Annotated in this window: 12 protein-coding genes; all 12 read left to right on the plus strand. The window is 47.8% G+C overall.

Translation table 11 applies throughout. The annotated features are described in order from the left end of the window. Positions 1-9: 9 nt before the first annotated feature. The 12 genes from D0Y50_RS09405 (at position 10) to D0Y50_RS09460 (ending at position 16,327) form a co-directional block, all read left to right on the plus strand. Positions 10-465, plus strand: coding sequence for a GAF domain-containing protein (locus D0Y50_RS09405; RefSeq protein ID WP_232366491.1), 456 nt, complete (start codon positions 10-12; stop codon positions 463-465). Further along, entirely contained in the window at positions 462-752 is a 291-nt protein-coding gene (locus D0Y50_RS09410; RefSeq protein WP_108568031.1) for a hypothetical protein, read from the plus strand. The genes D0Y50_RS09405 and D0Y50_RS09410 overlap by 4 nt, the downstream gene beginning before the upstream one ends. A 15-nt stretch (positions 753-767) precedes the next feature. Next, positions 768-1,427, plus strand: coding sequence for an RNA chaperone ProQ (proQ, locus tag D0Y50_RS09415; RefSeq protein WP_108568032.1), 660 nt, complete (start codon positions 768-770; stop codon positions 1,425-1,427). A gap of 1 nt (position 1,428) precedes the next feature. After that, positions 1,429-3,480 (plus strand): carboxy terminal-processing peptidase, encoded by a 2,052-nt coding sequence (prc, locus tag D0Y50_RS09420; RefSeq protein WP_108568033.1) that lies wholly within the window; start codon positions 1,429-1,431, stop codon positions 3,478-3,480. A gap of 90 nt (positions 3,481-3,570) precedes the next feature. Then, complete coding sequence (locus D0Y50_RS09425) at positions 3,571-4,905, plus strand: sodium-dependent transporter (RefSeq protein WP_117316626.1); 1,335 nt, start codon at positions 3,571-3,573, stop codon at positions 4,903-4,905. An 18-nt stretch (positions 4,906-4,923) separates the two neighbouring features. Continuing rightward, positions 4,924-6,396 (plus strand): Na+/H+ antiporter NhaC, encoded by a 1,473-nt coding sequence (gene nhaC / locus D0Y50_RS09430; RefSeq protein WP_117316628.1) that lies wholly within the window; start codon positions 4,924-4,926, stop codon positions 6,394-6,396. Positions 6,397-6,412: 16 nt separating this feature from the next. Continuing rightward, positions 6,413-9,022 (plus strand): aminopeptidase N, encoded by a 2,610-nt coding sequence (pepN, locus tag D0Y50_RS09435; RefSeq protein WP_117316630.1) that lies wholly within the window; start codon positions 6,413-6,415, stop codon positions 9,020-9,022. Next, entirely contained in the window at positions 9,009-9,239 is a 231-nt protein-coding gene (locus D0Y50_RS09440) for a DUF2835 family protein (protein WP_232366492.1), read from the plus strand. The genes pepN and D0Y50_RS09440 overlap by 14 nt, the downstream gene beginning before the upstream one ends. A gap of 192 nt (positions 9,240-9,431) precedes the next feature. Continuing rightward, positions 9,432-11,498: a DUF1302 domain-containing protein gene (locus tag D0Y50_RS09445; protein ID WP_108568038.1), complete on the plus strand. Its 2,067-nt coding sequence runs from the start codon at positions 9,432-9,434 to the stop codon at positions 11,496-11,498. Positions 11,499-11,512: 14 nt separating this feature from the next. After that, entirely contained in the window at positions 11,513-12,877 is a 1,365-nt protein-coding gene (locus D0Y50_RS09450) for a DUF1329 domain-containing protein (protein ID WP_117316632.1), read from the plus strand. 69 nt (positions 12,878-12,946) lie between these two features. Continuing rightward, positions 12,947-13,981, plus strand: a complete 1,035-nt coding sequence (locus D0Y50_RS09455) for a WD40/YVTN/BNR-like repeat-containing protein (protein WP_117316634.1) — start codon at positions 12,947-12,949, stop codon at positions 13,979-13,981. A 9-nt stretch (positions 13,982-13,990) separates the two neighbouring features. Then, a complete protein-coding gene (locus tag D0Y50_RS09460) occupies positions 13,991-16,327 on the plus strand; it encodes an efflux RND transporter permease subunit (RefSeq protein WP_117316636.1) in 2,337 nt (778 codons plus the stop codon). The last annotated feature ends 15 nt before the right edge of the window (positions 16,328-16,342 follow it).

Below are 16,342 nucleotides of genomic sequence, written 5' to 3' on the forward strand. Positions count from 1 at the left end.
TTATCCACTTTGTTGAATTCATTTTATCAGCGTTTAGAGCAACAGGCGCGAGCGCTGCTAAGTGGCGAGTCGGACACGATTGCCAATATGGCGAATATTAGTGCGCTGCTGTACAACGAACTTGACGGCGTAAACTGGGCAGGTTTTTATTTATATAAAGAAGAGCAGTTGGTGCTAGGTCCTTTTCAAGGACAGCCGGCCTGCATCCGAATTCCGATGGGGAAAGGGGTGTGCGGGACTGCCGCCGCGACCTTAACCACCCAGCGCATAGACGATGTCCACGCTTTTGATGGCCATATAGCCTGCGATGCAGCATCCAATTCAGAAATAGTTATTCCATTGGTGGTCAATGGTGCATTACTGGGCGTATTGGATATTGACAGCCCTGACTTCAACCGCTTTAACAGTGAAGATGAAGCAGGGCTGACCGCGATTGCAAATGCGCTGGTAGAAACTCAGTTATGAAAGATAATGTCGATATTCATGTGGTGCTGGCCACACCCGAAGACATGGGGGAGTACCATGAGGACCCCTCGGAGGCGGCAGAACGGTTAAATTTTATTCTTCACGCAATGTATGATCACGCGGAAGAAGATATCGAAACCGACCGACTTGAACGAATTTTGCACTACACATGGGAGCAATGGCACCAAAATAGCAGTTTATTGGAGATAGACGACGACGAATTGCTTGATTGGGTTGACCACACGCTGGCAACTTGGGATGATGCGGATAATTCGGAATTTTACTAACTAGCGTTAAATTTAATGGAAGCACCAGAGAAGTTTTCTAACAGTAAAGAAGTCATCGCTTATCTTGCCGAGCGTTTTCCTAACTGTTTCTCCACCGAAGGCGAAGCCCGCCCGCTGAAAATTGGCATATTTCAGGAATTGGCTGAACGACTTGAAGATGATGAACGGGTAAGCAAAACCCTGCTACGGTCAACTTTACGTCATTACACTAATAGCTGGCGTTATCTGCATAGCATCAAAGAAGGCGCGTATCGCGTTGACCTTGACGGCAACAACGATGCGCAAATTGAAAAAGAACATGCTGACCATGCAAGTCAGCAGTTGCAGGAAAGTAAAGCGAAAGCGGCTGAAAAACGCAAAGCTCGACAGCCTCGCGACGCTGAAAAACGTCCGCCTCGGCGCTCGCCACCAAAAACGGGTGGGGAAAACCGCAGTAGTGAGACGAGCAAAGGAACTAAACCGAAAACTGGCAGACCAATGAAGACACCCCCGGCAAAATTGTCTGAGGCTGATCTTCACCCTGGCACAAAAGTGACGGTGAAACTGGGTAAGGCACCTATGCCTGCTGTAATTACTGAAGTTGCCAAAGACGGAATTCATGTTCAGCTCGATAGCGGCATGGTCGTGAAAGTAAACTCCGACGCTTTACGTTTGGCAAGTTCCAAGAGGTCGTAAAATGAAAGATATCCTTCGTATTTCTATTGCTAGTGCGTTTCTTACTCTTGGAGTAGGCGCCGGTGCTGTCACCACTACCCCTGATGTAGAGGAGCTTCCCATCCTTGTTCAGGAGTCACAGCATAGTGTTGCTGCTAAGCGGGTAAGTGCATTATTTACCCGCGCGCACTACAAAGAAATCACGTTGGATAACGCCCTATCAGAACAGGTCTATGAGCGATACCTCAAAGCAATGGATAGCAACAAGCAGGTATTGCTTAAGTCTGATGTCGAGCAATTCAGCCATTTTCGTGATGATTTTGACGAAGCCCTGTCCCGTGGCAACCTAAAGGTTGCCTACGATATTTTCAATCAAACCTCGGAGCGTCGTTTACAACGATTCGAATATGCGCTGACCCAATTGGAAAAGCCGTTTGATTTCGAAAAAGTGGGTGACAAGTTCTACTATGACCGGGAAGAGGCTGATTGGCCTGAGTCAGAAAAAGCATTAGATGAAATCTGGCGTCAACGGGTTAAATACGATGCGCTGAATCTGATTTTGGCGGGTAAAACCTGGGAAGAAGCAAAAGAGTTGCTTACCAAGCGTTATAACCGGGCAATTAAACGGTTAAAACAGACACAAAGCGAAGACGTTTTTCAAACTGTGATGAACGCCTTTGCTCGTACCATCGAAGCGCACACCAGTTATCTGTCGCCGCGTAATGCCGATCGCTTCCAAATGGAGATGAACCTGTCTTTTGAAGGCATCGGGGCAGTATTGCAAAGCGAAGATGATTTTACTGTCATCAAAAGTATCGTGCCTGGTGGCCCTGCCGATAAATCCAATGGTTTAAAACCAGAAGATAAAATTATTGGGGTAGCTCAGGATGACGAAGAGTTTGTCGATGTCGTCGGCTGGCGTTTAGATGAAGTAGTCGATCTTATCAAAGGGCCGAAAGGCTCAACGGTACGTTTGCAGGTTCAAAAAGGGGCCAGCGACAGCAAATCAATGTCGGTGGTGGCGCTTACTCGCGATAAAATTAAACTGGAAGATCGCGCTGCGAAATCTGAAGTTTATGTGCCGGATACCGGACCGCATCAGGGGGAAAAACTGGGTGTTATTACAATTCCGAGTTTTTATAACAACCTGCATGCGGACGTAAACAAGGAAATTGAAGCATTAAAAGCCCAGGATGTTAAAGGTGTAATAGTCGATCTGCGCGGTAACGGTGGCGGTTCATTAACGGAAGCTACGTTGCTCACCGGGCTGTTTATTGAAAAAGGGCCGGTAGTACAGATTCGCTATGGCGAAGGTAAAGTCAGTGTTAACCGCGATACCGATGGCAATGTGGCTTATGATGGTCCACTAACTGTGCTGGTAGACCGGTACAGTGCATCAGCATCTGAGATTTTTGCTGCCGCCATGCAGGACTATAACCGAGCGCTTATCATTGGCGAACAAACCTTCGGTAAAGGCACCGTTCAGCAACACCGCGGATTAGGCCGAATTTATGATCTGTATGAAAACCCGTTAGGTAGCGTGCAGTTTACGATTGCTAAATTTTATCGCATTAACGGTGGTAGCACACAACACAAGGGTGTGGTACCGGATATCCAGTATCCTTCGCCGATAGATCCGGCGGAATGGGGTGAGAGTCAGGAAGAATCCGCCTTGCCCTGGGATAGTATCGAACGGGCCAATTATGCCACTTTTGCTGATAGCCAAAGTGCTCTTGATGTACTGACTGCCAAACATAACAAGCGCATTATGCAGAACCCCGAATTCGGTTATCTGTATGAAGATATTAAAGATTATAAAGAGAAAAAAGAGCGAGACTATATCTCGTTGGTTGAATCTGAGCGCGTGGCTGAAAAAGACCGCGAAGAAAAACAGAATTTAGCCAGAGTGAATGAGCGACTTGCCAGAATGGGTAAAGAGCCGGTAGCCAAGGTTGATGACCTGGCCGAGGAAGTGGAAGAAAGCCTGGAAGAGCTGGACCCGTTTTTGGACGAGGCTGCCAACATTACCTACGATATGCTGAATACCGGAAAGTACGCGATTAATCATAAATAATAAAAACTTAGCGAAAGGGCTGGTGTAAAAGCCAGCCCTTTTTGCATATAAAGTACACTAACGACAACAATAATAAGCAGGAACATTATCATGGCTATGCGCGGAGAATTCTCGTCCCGTATCGGCTTTATACTGGCTGCCGCGGGTTCCGCCGTGGGTTTGGGAAACATCTGGGGGTTTCCTACCCAAGTCGCCAGTAATGGCGGTGCAGCATTTGTATTAGTCTATTTATTGCTGGCCTTTGTACTGGCCTATCCAGTACTGATGGCAGAGCTCATTATTGGCCGCGCCAACCGCGCCAATATGGTGGACGCGTTGGGAAATATCTCAAACCATGCAGCGGGTCGCCTGACCGGTATCTGGGGTTGCGTTACCGTATCGTTAATACTGGCTTTTTATGCCATTGTGGGTGGCTGGATGCTGGCTTACTTTGCTGATGCTGGGGTTAGCCTGGCTGGCGCAACGCAAGCGTCCCAGTGGTTGCTGGCGTTTTCAGATACCCGGAATATCCTATTTTGTGCCGGCTTTTTAATGCTTACCTCCTTTATTGTATTAGGCGGGGTGAAAGCCGGAATCGAAAAATGGTCAGTAAGGTTAATGCCGACACTGGTCATAATTATCGTAGCATTAATTATATATGTTAGTTTTCAGCCCGGGGCGGTTGAGGGGTGGAGTGCCTATCTGGTACCTGATTTTTCGAGGGTGCTGGACCCTGAGTTACTAATCAGCGCAATGGGCCAGGCGTTCTTCTCTATGTCGCTGGGCGTAGGTACCATGCTGGTCTATGGCTCTTATGTCAGTAAAGACGAAAATCTGCCGGCTATTGGTGCGTCGGTAGCCTTGGTGGATATAGGCGTGGCCATCATAGCCGGTATGCTGATTATCCCAGCTATGTATGTGGCATTAAATAACGGGGTGGAAATTTTCGCCGCCGATGGCGCCCTTATTGCCGGTGACAAGCTTATTTTTACCGTGTTACCCGCTTTATTCGACACCATTGGCGCGGCAGGTTTGTTTGTGGCAATGGCCTTTTTTGCACTGATGGTCATTGCCGCCGTCACCTCGTCTATATCAATGCTGGAGGTGCCGGTTGCGTATCTGGTCGAAAGCCGCGGTATTGCCCGTAAACGGGCGGTATGGGTCATGACTACTCTTATTTTTCTATGCAGTTGTATTATTATTCTCAACTTTGAAACCCTGTTCGGCGTGGTCATTAAAGCCACCACCGAATGGAGCCAGCCATTATTAGGCTTGGCATTGTGCGTATTTGCCGGTTGGGTCTGGCGCCGTGATGCTATTTTAACCGAACTAAAGTCCGGTTATCCGGATGTCGAAGCCAGTGTATTTTGGAAAATCTGGCCTTGGTATGTACGCTTTGTGTGCCCGGTGATTATCGCCGTAATGTTTGTCCGCTCTGTGATGTAAGGGATAATAATAATAACTATGACTAACAAACTGAAAGCACCCACCCTGACCGATGCGCTGATTCCGCTTATTGCCCTGATTATTATGATGGGCTCGGCCGTTTATTTGTTCGGGGATGGCTCATCCTTCGGCCCAAACCAGATAGCATTGTTGCTGGCTACTGGCCTGGCAGCGGTCATCGGCATGAAAAACGGACACCGCTGGAAAGAAATAGAGCAGGGCATTGTAAATGGCATTTCAATGTCGCTAGGGGCGTGTCTGATACTTCTGGCAGTTGGTTCCTTAATTGGTACCTGGATGCTTGCCGGTACCGTACCAACACTTATTTATTATGGCCTGGAGCTGTTAAACCCTTCATTCTTCTATGCCGCCACGTGTTTGATTTGTGCCGTTGTAGCAATGAGTATCGGCAGTTCCTGGACTACCGCTGCTACGGTAGGTGTGGCGCTGATGGGGGTGGCCGCGGGCATGGATATGTCACCGGCTATTGCCGCCGGGGCCGTGGTATCGGGTTCCTATTTTGGCGATAAAATATCACCCCTGTCAGAAACCACGAATCTGGCGCCCGCGGTGGCCGGAACCGACTTGTTTGAACACATCCGGTATATGCTATGGACCACCATTCCCAGTTTTATTATCGCGTTGGTGTTGTTTGTTATTTTAGGGTTTAGTGAAGCTGGCGGTGAAAAAGCGCAACGTATAGAGCAAATGCAACAATTGCTTAATGAATCATTCGATTTGGGCTGGCATTTGCTGATCCCGCTGGTTGTACTTTTGACCCTGGCTGTACGCAAAATGCCGGCATTTCCTGCTGTATCGATAGGCGCACTTATCGGTGGCTTATGGGCGGTGTTGTTTCAGCAGGATGTGGTGCTAAGTATGGCTGATGCCAACGATAGCGCAGCAATTGGAATACTAAAAATTGTATGGACAGCCTTGTTTGACGGCGTATCGTTTTCAACCCCGGATGAAAACCTAAATAGCCTGCTTAGCCGTGGGGGCATGTCGTCAATGCTAAATACGATATGGTTAATCATCTGCGCCATGTCATTTGGTGCGGTGCTGGAAAAAGCGGGTTTGTTGAAACGTGCAGTAAGTACTATTTTGCGGGGCGCAAAGTCGGCGGGCGACATGATAAGTCGTACCATCTTAACTTGTATCGGCACTAACTTGGTCACAGCTGACCAGTATATCTCTATTGTCATGCCGGGACGCATGTACAAGCAGGAATACGAGAAGCGGGGTTTACACCAACTTAATTTATCACGCAGTCTGGAAGATGGCGGAACGCTGACATCGCCACTTATTCCCTGGAATACGTGCGGTGCCTATATGCATGGCGTGCTTGGCGTACATCCGTTTGAATACATCTTCTACACGTTTTTCAACGTAATTAATCCAATACTGGCGGTAATTTACGCGTATGTTGGAATTAAAATTCTTCGAATAAAGCCTCCTTTTGATACTGAGACAAAGGAGCACAACGCTTAATATCCCTGGAGGACAGATGAGTATACAAGTGAAAAAACGGGTCGACTATCGCGCGCCCGTTTTTACCATTACTGACGTCAATATGGATGTTCGCCTGCATCCAACGCAAACCCGGGTGAGCAGTACCATTGAGGTCAAACGTAATGGTGAGCACGACTTACCGCTCACGCTCGATGGCGACCACCTTACGCTGGTCAGTCTTACTATCAACGATACTCCCCACACAGATTATCAGGAAACACCAGGGCAGTTGGTTGTTAATCAAGTGCCTGATACATTTAGTTTAACTATCGTTACTCATATTGACCCCCAACATAACCAGGCGCTGGAAGGCTTGTACTTATCCGGCGGCACGTATTGCACTCAATGTGAGGCTGAAGGTTTTCGGCGCATAACTTATTATCTGGACCGTCCCGATGTACTGGCGCGTTTTCAGGTTACTCTGCATGGCGATAAAGATACCTATCCTACCTTGCTGGCTAACGGCAACCCTATTGCTCGTGGCAACAACGATGACGGCACCCATTGGGTGACCTGGCAAGATCCTCACCCCAAACCGGCGTATTTGTTTGCTTTAGTTGCCGGTGATTTTGATTTGCTGGAAGATACCTTTACAACCATGAGCGGCAAGCAGGTGAAGCTTGAGCTGTATGTCGATAAAGGTAAGCAGGATAAAGGGCATTTTGCATTAGCCGCGCTAAAACGCGCCATGCTATGGGACGAGCAAACCTTTGGCCTTGAATATGATTTAGACATCTACATGATTGTGGCAGTCGATTTCTTCAATATGGGCGCGATGGAAAATAAAGGCCTGAATATTTTCAACAGTAAGTTCGTGCTTGCCAGCCAGGACAGTGCAACAGATGAAGACTTCTTTAATGTGGAAGCGGTAATTGCTCACGAGTACTTCCACAACTGGACCGGAAACCGGGTAACCTGCCGGGACTGGTTTCAGTTAAGTCTGAAAGAAGGGCTTACTGTATTTCGGGATCAACAGTTTAGCGCCGACATGACCTCGCCCTTGAGCAACCGTATCAAGCATGTCAGGGTTATGCGGGAACATCAGTTCGCCGAAGATGCCAGTGCGATGAGCCACCCGATTCGTCCTGAAGAAGTCATCGAAATGAATAATTTCTATACGGTGACGGTATACGATAAAGGTGCGGAAGTTATTCGCATGTTCCATACTATTCTGGGCGAACAGACGTTTCGCGCGGGCATGGATGAATACATTAAGCGTCACGATGGACAGGCCGTTACGTGCGATGATTTCATTGCCGCCATGCAAAGTGTTACCGATATTGATTTGTCCCACTTCGCGTTATGGTATTCACAATCTGGTACACCGGTCATTGAGGTGACTACCCAGTACGATGCCGACAAGGGGTTGATGGATATAACGTTGTCCCAGCATACGCCGAAAACCGCTGATCAAAACGATAAAGTATCCCTGTATATCCCTGTCGCGTTTGATTGTATCGACAGTCAGGGTCAGCATTACCAGGACGATGACGGACAAATCAGCAACGGTATGTTGATGTTGGATACCGCCGCGAAAACACTGCATTTTAGTAATGTAAGCGAACCCTTAATTCCGGTTATTTTAGGCAATTTCTCTGCCCCGGTTAAGGTCGACAACGAACTTAATGCCAGTCAATTGTTGGCAGTGTTTAAATACGCTCACGATAATTTTAATCGGTGGGATGCGTTACAGTCGCTATATAGCTGGTGTATCGTCCAGTATGAAAAAAATACTGAAAACAATGTTGATAACCAGATTTGGCAGGGCTTGGAGCAGGTTATTACCACTGAAGCAGACAATCACGAACTGCTTGGTGAGTGTTTGGTGATACCCAGTTTTGAAACCCTTTGCCAGACCCGGAAACTGGTTGATGTGGGCGCACTAAATCGTGCGCGAGAAGCATTTTGCAAGGCATTTGCCGATAATCTGCAGCAGCCGTTGCAAACCTTATTCGACAAACTGCCAGTTAACCCATACCAATATAGCCAGCAGGCCGTGAACGCGCGCCGCTGTCGAAACGTGGTATTAGGGCATCTTGCCAGAACCGCTGACGCGCAGGGCTTAATTGAACAACAGTTCGCGAATGCCGATAACATGACAGACTCGTTAGGGGCACTCAAAGCAGCACAGATTAGCGCAGGGCCGTTATTTGACAAACTGATGACACAGTTTGAAGAACGCTGGAACCAGGATCCGCTGGTCCTGGACAAATGGTTTGGCCTACACGCAACTACCGAACGTGACGACATACTTAGTCAACTGACATTGCTACAACAGCACCCGCGTTTTGCTATGGGTAATCCTAATCGTGTTCGCGCGGTAGTAGGGAGCTTTGCCTTTTTCAATACCGCAGGCTTCCATCGGACCGATGGCAGTGGCTATCAGTTTGTTACGGATTATTTGCTTGAACTGGATGCGGTGAATCCTCAGGTGGCAGCACGTATAGTTACACCGTTAACCCAATGGCAGAATTATGCTCCGCAATACCAGAACCTGATGAAAACCCAACTACAACGGTTAATGAATCACGGTAAACTGAGCGGAGATCTATACGAAAAGGTCAGTAAAAGCCTGGCCTATGACAGTCAAAGTGAGCAGTACTAATACCTATTACTTCACATTAAACCTGAGTTACAACCAGTGTGAGCGGTTGTACCAGGCAGGCTATCAACACGCTGTGCTCAATGCCGACAGCGGTCATCGCGTACAAATTCCGATTGTGCGCTTACGCCCCTTTGTGACCACCCTCGGTCTCAAGGGGCGTTTTCGCCTGATAACCAATGCCGCTAACAAAATTGTAACTTTTGAACGTTTAAATTAGCGAAATTCCCTTCTTTATACCATCCTCTTATAGATGCCCATTAACTAATTGAATAGACGAGCGTTATTCTTTTTGTTAACTGGTACGATTAGTTCTTGCGATTATATAAAAATGATGTAATTATTTTGTTAATCGTTATGGTTGGTCCACGGACCTGCGCCACCAAAACGTCAACTTGGGAGAATAAAAATTATGACAAGAAGGCTTTGCGCATTTAAAAAAACACCCGTCGCAGCCGGGGTCATTGCCTTATTGGGTATTGCCTCAGTACCCGCGAACGCCGCTAATTGGCAAATTGGTGATGCCAGTGTAACGTTAGATTCCACGTTCACTTTAGCCACTAGTATTCGGGTAGAAGACAGGGATTACAGTTTAATTGGCAATAGTAACCACCCACAGTTTGACTGGACCGGCTATAACGCCGCAACCAATGTCATTTATCCCAGTGCAGATGTTTGGGCGTTATCCGGTGATGGCGCTTATTCCGCCAACGGCGATCTGGGCAATTTAGCCAATGATCCAGGTGAAGCCTTTTCTTCTCAGGTAGCAGGTAACCATGAACTAGATGTTAACTTCGGCGATTACGGATTTTTCGCCCGTGGTTTCTGGTTTTACGATTTTGAACAGGAAAATGGTACCACAGCGTGGGCCAACCCAATCACCGGCCAGCAACGTGACCTCTGTCAGGATGCTGATGCAAAAGATTTATTATGTGCCGATATTCGGCTTTTAGATGCTTTCTTTTATGGCGATTGGTGGATAGACGATAAGCCACTTACTGTTCGTATTGGTCAGCAAGTTATCAGCTGGGGTGAAAGTACCTTCATTCAGCATGGTATCAATACCACCAATCCGGTCGATGTTACCCGTGCACAAGCACCAGGTGCTGAATTAAAAGAAGTTTTTATCCCAGTGGGCATGGTCTACGCTTCTTTAGGTTTAACGCAGAATCTTAGTGTTTCAGGGTACTATCAATACGAATGGGAACGTAGCTGGTTGCCTGTCGCAGGAAGTTATTTCGCGACTAACGATTTTGCCGGCGAAGGCGGGCAGTTCAGTAATATTCAATTAGGCTTTACCGGTAATCCGGATATCAATCTTGATACTTTGTTAACCCAGCTTAACGCACTCGGTTCAGCCCTGGGCGCGGGCGCTGACCCGGCGCAAATTTCACAGGCATACCTGGCTTATCCGACCAAAGTGGCCGTTCGTGGTTATTCAGATGAAGCCCATATTGATGCGGACGATCAGGGCCAATTCGGCTTGCGAATGACTTGGTTTGCCGAAGATTTTTATGAAACAGAGTTCAGTTTTTACCATATTAATTACCATAGTCAACGTCCGTTAGTATCGGGTATTACGTCAGATTTTACTGCCGAAGGGATAGGTCAGGACATTGCCTATCTGGCCCAAAACACCATCACTCGCGAAAATATCACAGACCTGGTCGCCTTTACTAAGACACAATTTTTGTATCCTGAAGATATTAAGCTGTATGGCATGAGCTTCAACACGAATGTGGGCACTACGGCGTTCGCGGGTGAATTTGCTTATCGGGTAGATGAGCCATTACAAATAGATGATGTAGAGTTGTTGTACCAGGCCATGCCTGAGCAGTTAGCTAAAGCTGGCTTACGGCCGGACTTAGCTGGAATAGCCCAGTTAAAAAATATCGGCCGCGACGTTGGGCCGGGAGAGTCAGCCGAAGGCTTCCTGCTATCTGATACCTGGCAGGCACAGTTTACCTTGTCACACGTGTTTGGTCCGATGCTGGGCTCGGATAACTTTGTGCTATTGGGCGAGGCGGGTTATGTGAATATCGTCGATTTTCCTGATCCTGAAATTATTCGCTTAAACGCCCCGGGCACCGGACGAACCCCATCGCTTGAACCGACAGCGTCAGGCAACCCGCGCACCGGTTTACATACCGGATTATCCAACGGGCCAGAAACTAATCCGTTTGCCACTGACGATGCATGGGGTTATCGCCTGTTAGCCGTGGCCGACTACAACAATATTATGGCGGGCGTGAACATGCGGATGCGTGCCACTTTCTCCCATGATGTGGAAGGAACCACCCCGGATCCACTGTTTTTGTTCACCGAAGATGTTAAGTCGGCGAACCTTTCATTCACCTTTGATTATTTGAGCAAGTGGTCAGCAACCGCATCGTATAATGCGTACTGGGGCGGCATTGGTACTACCAACGCGCTGGCAGACCGGGACTTCATCTCATTCAATATCAAATATTCTATTTAAGGGGCGTAATTCAGATGAAGAAAATAACCTTGATTGGAGCAGCGGTATCATTGTCGGTAGCCAGCGGCTGCGCGTTTGCTAAAATTTCACAACAGGAAGCGGACAAGCTGGGTAATCAGTTAACCCCGTTAGGTGCAGACAAAACAGCCAATGCCGATGGCAGTATCCCTGCCTGGAACGGTGGTATTACAAAAGCCCCGAAAGGCTATTCAGCAGGCGATCACCATCCTGATCCCTTTCCCGGCGACAAAATGAAATTCGAAATCACTGGCAAAAACTACAAAGAGTACGCCGAATTTTTATCCGAAGGGCAGATTAAACTATTTGAAACCTATCCTGACACCTACAAAATGCCGGTTTATGAATCGCGCCGTTCGGCATCCAATCCGCAGGATGTTTATGACATTACCAAAGTCAACGCGTTAAACGCTGAGCTTATTGAAGGTGGAAACGGTATTAAAGGCGCGGTGCGCGGTATCCCTTTTCCTATCCCGTCCAATGGTTTAGAAGTCATCTGGAATCACATTCTTCGTTATCGCGGTGAAGCCATTCAGCGGTTTGGCGGCCAGGCCGCGGTTACTACCTCGGGTGACTATAACGTCATCGGCTTTGACGAGCAGTTATTGATTAAGTATGCCGAAGCAGATATGACGCCTGAGCAACTTGAAGAAGACAATATTTTGTTTATGTTCAAGCAAAAGGTTACTAAACCTGCTCGTTTAGCCGGCACCGCCTTGTTGGTACATGAAACGGTAGACCAAATTAAAGAACCGCGCCGGGCCTGGACCTATAATACGGGACAACGGCGGGTGCGAGCGGCGCCCAATATTGCTTATGATACACCTGGAACTGCTGCCGACGGCTTACGGACCACCGACGATTTTGACATGTTCAATGGCTCGCCCAATCGCTATAACTGGGAATTAAAGGGCAAAAAAGAAATGTATGTGGCGTACAATAATTACACACTACATAGTGACAAAATCAGTTACGATGAGATTTTGCAGCCTAACCATATAAACCCTGATTTAACCCGGTGGGAAAAACATCGGGTATGGGTAGTGGAAGCCAGCTTAAAAGAAGGTTTCCGGCATGTATACCAAAAGCGGGTATTCTTTATTGATGAGGACAGCTGGCAAATCCAGGTTGCGGATATGTACGACAACCGGGGCGAGTTGTATCGGGTAGGTATATCCTACGGAGTGAACTATTACGATGTGCCTACCCAGTGGTCCACACTGGATGTATATCATGACTTAAACTCGCGCCGGTATTTGGCGATGGGTTTAGATAATGAAGAAGATGTATATAACTTCTCAATCCGGCCTCGTGATGTAGAGTTTACTCCTCAAGCCCTTCGTCGTGAAGGCATGCGCTAATAGCACCAGCCGGGTGGAGCAAAAATGCTCCGCCTGGTCCTTTTGCTTTTAATTTTTCAGGATTGTTTTATGAAAAAACCACTGGCGGCCTTTGCCGCATTGGCTTTAAGCACCTGTGTCTGCGCGCAAACAGCTTTTCAGGCTCCTTTAGTGGAGCAATCTTTACTACTGGATATTGCCGCTGCAAAGCACCTGGTAATGGTAGGTGAACGGGGCCATATATTATTGTCAGATGACGGCCAGCAGTTTACACAGGCCGTCGCGCCTACTACCGCCACACTCACCGCTACCACCATCGTTGGCGACAATATATGGGCTGTGGGGCATGATGCGACTATTTTGCATTCGGCGGATGCCGGCAAAACCTGGCAGGTGCAATTATCGAAACCAAAAATTGAGCGGCCATTTTTAGATGTGCACTTTTTTGATAGCCGTCATGGGATCGCGGTAGGGGCTTATGGCATGTTTTACCGTACCGAAGACGGCGGCGAACACTGGCGCTCAGAGCTGCATGCAGCCTTACTGGATCCCTACGATAGAGAATATCTGGAACAGCTTCGCGAAGAAGATGAAGACTTCTACAATCAGGAGCTGGGTTCAATTTTACCTCACCTGAACCGTTTATCTGCAGCGAACGGGCGGCTGTATCTGGCCGGCGAAGCCGGTACCCTGGCGGTAAGTGACGATGAAGGTAAAACCTGGCAACGCTTTGAGGTGGATTATGCCGGGTCTTTCTTTGATATTGCACCGTTAGATAATAATACGATGATGGCGGTCGGACTGCGCGGCAATATTTTTGTTATGCGTACGCCTGGCGAGTGGGAATACGTAAAAACCTGCTCCACTAGCACACTTAATTCTATCATGGTACTTAGCGACACTAAGGTCGCGGCGCTGGGTAATAATGGCATGATCGTAACCCTGCAACGTCCGTTGCCGGTAAGTGAACCCGACCCCTACGCCAACCCCGCTCAATGTACTGCTGCCGAAGGAATCGACGTTACCCAGATCAAAGATAAGGCGGCGATCGTCAATGCTATTACCTTTAACAACCAGATTCTGGCCGTGTCGGCAAACGGCATAAAACAGCTTAACCTGAAGTAAGAGTCTATTATGTCGCGTATTACAAATTTTCTTGAAAGGCTGGTATTTACTCACCGTAAAATGGTCGTGGGGTTATTTGCACTAGTCACGCTATTTTTGGGCTATCAAGCCTCGTTACTCAAACTTGACGCCGGTTTTGAAAAAAATATTCCGCTAAACCACGAGTACATGCAAACCTACATGGCGCACCGTAATGACTTTGGTGGGGCGAATAGCGTATATGTTTCGGTGTGTGATAAACAAAGCGATATTTTTAACCCGGCATTTTTCGATACCCTCAAAAATGTACACGATCAATTATTCTTCATTAATGGCGTTGACCGCTCACTCGTGGTGTCGCTGTTCTCTCCCTCTACCCGTTTTACTGAAATAGTAGAAGGAGGCTTTGCCGGGGGCCCGGTTATTCCTGCAGACTTTAATGCTAACAATCCACAAGCATTAGATTTGGTGGCGGCGAATATCGAAAAAGCCAATATTGTCGGGCGGCAGGTCTCAAATGATTACAGCTGCGCCATGGTCACCGCACAATTGTTGGATTTAGACCCCGAAACGGGTAAACCATTAGACACCCTGGCCCTGGCCAGCGAATTGGAAACCCAACTGCGCGGGCAGTTTGAAAACGAGCGTATTTCCATCCATGTTATTGGTTTTGCCAAAATGATTGGTGATGTAGCTGAAGGGGCCAAAGACGTTGTCCTCTTTTTTGCGCTGGCGCTGGCCATTACCGCTATTATGGTATTTTTCTTTTCCCGCAGCATGATGCTTACCTTACTACCGCTGGCCTGTTCATTTATCGCCGTGGTATGGCAGCTCGGCCTGCTGACTGTCATGGGCTTTGGTATTGATCCTATGTCGATACTGGTGCCATTTCTGGTATTTGCTATCGGGGTGTCACATGGCGTGCAGATGATTAACGCCGTTGAGAAAAAAGCGGTGGCTGGAGCGGGGGCGAAACACGCGGCTATGTTTGCCTTTCGTAGCCTGTTAATTCCAGGCGGCATCGCACTGCTGTCAGATACCGTAGGGTTTATGACCCTGCTGGTAATTGATATTGGTATTATACGAGAGTTAGCAATTACGGCGAGTATGGGGGTGGCGGTAATTATCCTGACCAACCTGGTGTTACTACCCGTATTGATGAGCTTTTTAAAGCTCGATCATAAGTATGTCGCCAAGTTTGAAGGTAAAGAAGCACACTCAACCCGTTTCTGGCAATGGGTAGCAGGTTGCGCTGAGAAAAAATCGGCCTACGTTATTTTGCTGATCACCACGTTGTTGTTTGTTGGCGGCTTGTATCAGGCTCAGCAAATGAAGATTGGTGACTTGCATGCAGGTGCGCCCGCCTTACATGAGTCGTCCAGATACAATCAGGATACGTTTTTGATTACCGACAAATATGAAGTGACAGTGGATTATTTATCGGTATTAGTAGAAACCAGCCCTGAAGCATGTACCTCGTACAGTGTCATGCGCGCGATGGAAGATTTTGAATGGAAAATGGAGAATGTGCCCGGCGTACAGTCGACCGTTTCGCTGGCGTCTATCGCCAAGGTGGTGAACGCAGGATATAACGAGGGTAACGTTAAATGGCAAGTATTGCCGCGCAATCAGCAAACGTTGGTCCAGGCAATTTCTCGGGTTCCTACCTCTTCAGGCTTGCTAAACGGTAATTGTTCGGTGATGCCCATTATACTATTTATGGAAGATCACAAAGCCGAGACTATCTCTACGGTGGTAGATGCCGTGAAGCAATACCGCAGTGAGTACCAGACCGATGATGTTAAGTTTAGTCTGGCCTCCGGCCCGGTCGGCGTAATGGCAGCGACGAATGAAGCGGTACAGGAAGCGCAAATTCCGATGATGGCCTACGTATTTGGGGCGGTTATTCTATTGTGCTTGCTAAGCTTCCGATCACTTAGAGCGACATTGTCGGTAGTCATTCCGCTGTATGTGGTTTCTGTATTAGCTCAGGCGCTAATGACCCTGCTGGAGATCGGGCTTACCGTATCGACACTACCGGTTATCGCACTGGGCGTAGGCATTGGCGTGGACTATGGTATTTATATTCTGTCTACCATGAATGCGCGAATTAAACATGGCGACACGGTACAGCAAGCCTATCTGGCCGCCTTGCAGGAGCGGGGCAGTGCAGTATTGTTTACCGGTATCACCCTGGCTATTGGCGTAAGTACATGGGTGTTTTCGTCACTTAAGTTCCAAATGGATATGGGTATTTTGCTTACATTTATGTTTGTAGTGAACATGCTGGGGGCAATTATCGTACTACCCGCACTAGCCCAAATTTTATGGGGCAACAGAAATAAAGATAAGTCGCCCGACCAGTGAGTTATTTTTTGCATA

Origin of the sequence: Salinimonas sediminis, assembly GCF_003429285.1 — a bacterium.
Taxonomy (GTDB): Bacteria; Pseudomonadota; Gammaproteobacteria; order Enterobacterales; family Alteromonadaceae; genus Alteromonas; species Alteromonas indica.

What these genes read in the sequence shown, in the direction of transcription:
- nhaC (WP_117316628.1), top strand. Translation starts at nt 4,924, where the DNA reads ATGACTAACAAACTGAAAGCACCCACCCTGACCGATGCGCTGATTCCG.
- prc (WP_108568033.1), top strand. Translation starts at nt 1,429, where the DNA reads ATGAAAGATATCCTTCGTATTTCTATTGCTAGTGCGTTTCTTACTCTT.
- D0Y50_RS09445 (WP_108568038.1), top strand. Translation starts at nt 9,432, where the DNA reads ATGACAAGAAGGCTTTGCGCATTTAAAAAAACACCCGTCGCAGCCGGG.
- D0Y50_RS09455 (WP_117316634.1), top strand. Translation starts at nt 12,947, where the DNA reads ATGAAAAAACCACTGGCGGCCTTTGCCGCATTGGCTTTAAGCACCTGT.
- proQ (WP_108568032.1), top strand. Translation starts at nt 768, where the DNA reads ATGGAAGCACCAGAGAAGTTTTCTAACAGTAAAGAAGTCATCGCTTAT.
- D0Y50_RS09425 (WP_117316626.1), top strand. Translation starts at nt 3,571, where the DNA reads ATGGCTATGCGCGGAGAATTCTCGTCCCGTATCGGCTTTATACTGGCT.
- D0Y50_RS09410 (WP_108568031.1), top strand. Translation starts at nt 462, where the DNA reads ATGAAAGATAATGTCGATATTCATGTGGTGCTGGCCACACCCGAAGAC.
- pepN (WP_117316630.1), top strand. Translation starts at nt 6,413, where the DNA reads ATGAGTATACAAGTGAAAAAACGGGTCGACTATCGCGCGCCCGTTTTT.
- D0Y50_RS09460 (WP_117316636.1), top strand. Translation starts at nt 13,991, where the DNA reads ATGTCGCGTATTACAAATTTTCTTGAAAGGCTGGTATTTACTCACCGT.
- D0Y50_RS09450 (WP_117316632.1), top strand. Translation starts at nt 11,513, where the DNA reads ATGAAGAAAATAACCTTGATTGGAGCAGCGGTATCATTGTCGGTAGCC.